Source organism: Protofrankia sp. CiP1_Cm_nod4 (assembly GCF_982290645.1).
In genome coordinates, this window is sequence record NZ_CEVIVC010000121.1 from 12,515 (window position 1) to 15,182 (window position 2,668).

Annotated in this window: 2 protein-coding genes; both read left to right on the plus strand. The window is 73.3% G+C overall.

Features of this window, described 5'->3' with window-relative positions; all coding sequences use genetic code 11:
- Positions 1 to 81 precede the first annotated feature (81 nt).
- Positions 82 to 945 (plus strand): RecB family exonuclease, encoded by an 864-nt coding sequence (locus AC5LSR_RS18870; protein WP_250290059.1) that lies wholly within the window; start codon positions 82 to 84, stop codon positions 943 to 945.
- 309 nt (positions 946 to 1,254) lie between these two features.
- On the plus strand, positions 1,255 to 2,668 hold a 1,414-nt coding region (locus tag AC5LSR_RS18875), incomplete at its 3' end, for a pyridoxal phosphate-dependent aminotransferase (protein WP_493468744.1).

Sequence of the window (2,668 nt, forward strand, 5' to 3'; positions counted from 1 at the left end):
ATGGGCGCGTCACCGGGACGGCGGCGGGACGGCATGAGGGTGTCACCAGGGCGGCGGCAGGACGGATGAGAGGATCGTCTCGTGGCCCAGTTGCAGCTGGACGGCATGCCGCGGCGGCTGTTCGTGTGCACCCCGTCGAAACTGTCCGCGTTCGCGGAATGCCCCCGCCGCTACCGGATGGCCTATCTCGACCGGCCGGCGCCGGTGAAGGGGCCGCCATGGGCGCACAACTCCCTCGGCTCCAGCGTGCACAACGCCCTGCGGGCCTGGTGGGACGAACCGCTGGCCCGCCGCACGCCGACCCGCGCCGCCCACCTCGTCCGGCTGCTGTGGGTCACGGACGGCTGGCGGGACGCCGAGCAGTCCACGGCCTGGCGGGAACGGGCCGCGCAGATGGCCGGACGTTACGTGGCCACCCTCGACCCGGCCCGCGAGCCCAGGGCGGTGGAACGCCAGGTCGCCGCGCGCACCGAACGGCTGGCCCTGTCCGGGCGGGTCGACCGGCTCGACGACCGGGACGGCGAGCTCGTCGTCGTCGACTACAAGACGGGACGCCGCGCGCCCACCGACGACGACGCCCGGGTCTCCCAGGCGCTGGCGCTGTACGCGCTGGCGGTCTCCCGCACTCTGCGCCGCCCCTGCTGGCGGGTGGAGCTGCACCATCTGCCCACCGGCACCGTGGCCGGCGCCGAGCATGACGAGGCGTCGCTGCACCGCCAGCTGCAGCGGGCCGAGGCGCTGGCCGACGACGCCGAGCGGGCGGCCGAGGCGCTGCGTGATGGCGCCGAGCCGGACACGGCGTTCCCGCCACAGCCGGGCCGGCTGTGTTCCTGGTGCGACTACCGGCGGCACTGCCCCGAGGGCCGCGCCGCAGCCCCCGACCGGGCCCCCTGGGACGCCGTTGCCGACGCCGTCGCCGACGCCGGCACCGAGCCGTCCGGCTGAGCCCCGTACTCCTCTGGGGTCAGCCCGTACCCTGGGCCGGAGACGCCTGCCGCCCTCGGGCACGCCCCGTCCCCTCGCGCCTGCCCATCCGCTCTCGCGCCAGCCCGTCCCTGCGCGGCCCGGCCGGGGAGTGCCGGGGAATCTGGCTGGCATTTGCCCGGGTAAGGCTGCGACCTGCGGAAACACCTGAACGCCGTCGTCCGCCACACCTCTGTTCGGGCAGCCCCGCCGAAGTGCCCGAAGGACGGGACTCGGTACTGTCACAACAGTACCGAGTCCCGTCCTTGCTCATGGGCCGTTGTAGGGATCATGCGAATGGCCGCTGCCTCCGGCTCTCCGCCGCTGTTACCGGTCGTGGCCCCGCCGGCGGTTTCGGTCGAGGAGCGTCCGGGACCTGCTCGTTGTCCGGTAGGCCGGCGGGAGCTGGGCCATGATGGCTTCGTGACAGAGCGAGTGAGTGCCGGCCAGCCGAACACCGTGTCCACGGTCGCGGCCGTGTCTCCGGCCGTGCTGCCGGACGCCCGGCTGCCCGGTGGCGGCCGGGCCCGGCCCGCGGGCAGCCCGTCGCGGGTGTCGGCGAAGGCCGGGACGTTCACCGAGTCGGTGATCCGGGAGATGACCCGGCTCTGCCTGGCACACGACGGCATCAACCTCGCCCAGGGCTTCCCGGACTTCCCCTGCCCGGCCGAGCTGAAGGAGGCGGCGAAGGCCGCCATCGACGCGGACGACAACCAGTACGCCATCACCTGGGGCGCGAAGGCCTTCCGGCACGCCATCGCTGCCAAGGTCGCCCGTACCTACCCGGGGTGGACGGTGGACCCGGAGACCGAGATCTGCGTGACCTGCGGCTCCACCGAAGCGATGATCGCGACCATGCTCGCGCTGGTCGACCCCGGCGAGGAGGTGCTGCTCTTCGAGCCCTTCTACGAGAACTACGGCCCGGACACGATCCTCTCCGGCGCGCGGCCGAGGTTCGTCCCGCTGCACGGGCCCGACTGGAGCATCGACGAGGCGCAGCTGCGCGCCGCCTTCTCCGACCGGGTGCGGGCCGTCGTCATCAACACGCCGCACAACCCGACCGGCAAGGTGTTCACCCGCGCCGAGCTGGAGCTGATCGCCGAGCTCTGCCAGCGGCACGACGCGCTCGTCCTCACCGACGAGATCTATGAGCACATCCAGTATCTCGGCCCGGGCGGGCACATCCCGCCCGCCACCGTCCCGGGGCTCGCCGACCGCACGGTCACGATCAACGCCCTGTCGAAGACCTACGCGGTGACGGGCTGGCGGGTCGGCTGGACCATCGCCCCACCGGCCTACACCGCCGCCATCCGCAAGGTCCACGACTTCCTGACCGTCGGGGCCGCCGCGCCGTTGCAGGCGGGCGGGGCCGCCGCCATGGCACTGCCGCCGAGCTACTACGACGGCCTCGTCGCCGACTACCTCGAGCGCCGTGACCTGCTGTGCGACGCGCTCGCCACGGCCGGCTTCCGCTTCCGGCCGCCGGACGGCGCGTACTACGTCATGTGCGATACGCGATCGTTCGACCCCGACGGGGACGACGTGGCCTTCGCCCGCCGGCTGCTGGAGACGGCCGGGGTGGCGTCGGTCCCCGGGTCGTCGTTCTTCAACGATCCCGCGTACGGGCGTCACATCGTGCGTTTCGCCTTCCCGAAACGGCTGGACACCCTGCGGGCGGCGGCACAGCGGCTGGCCACCCTCGCCT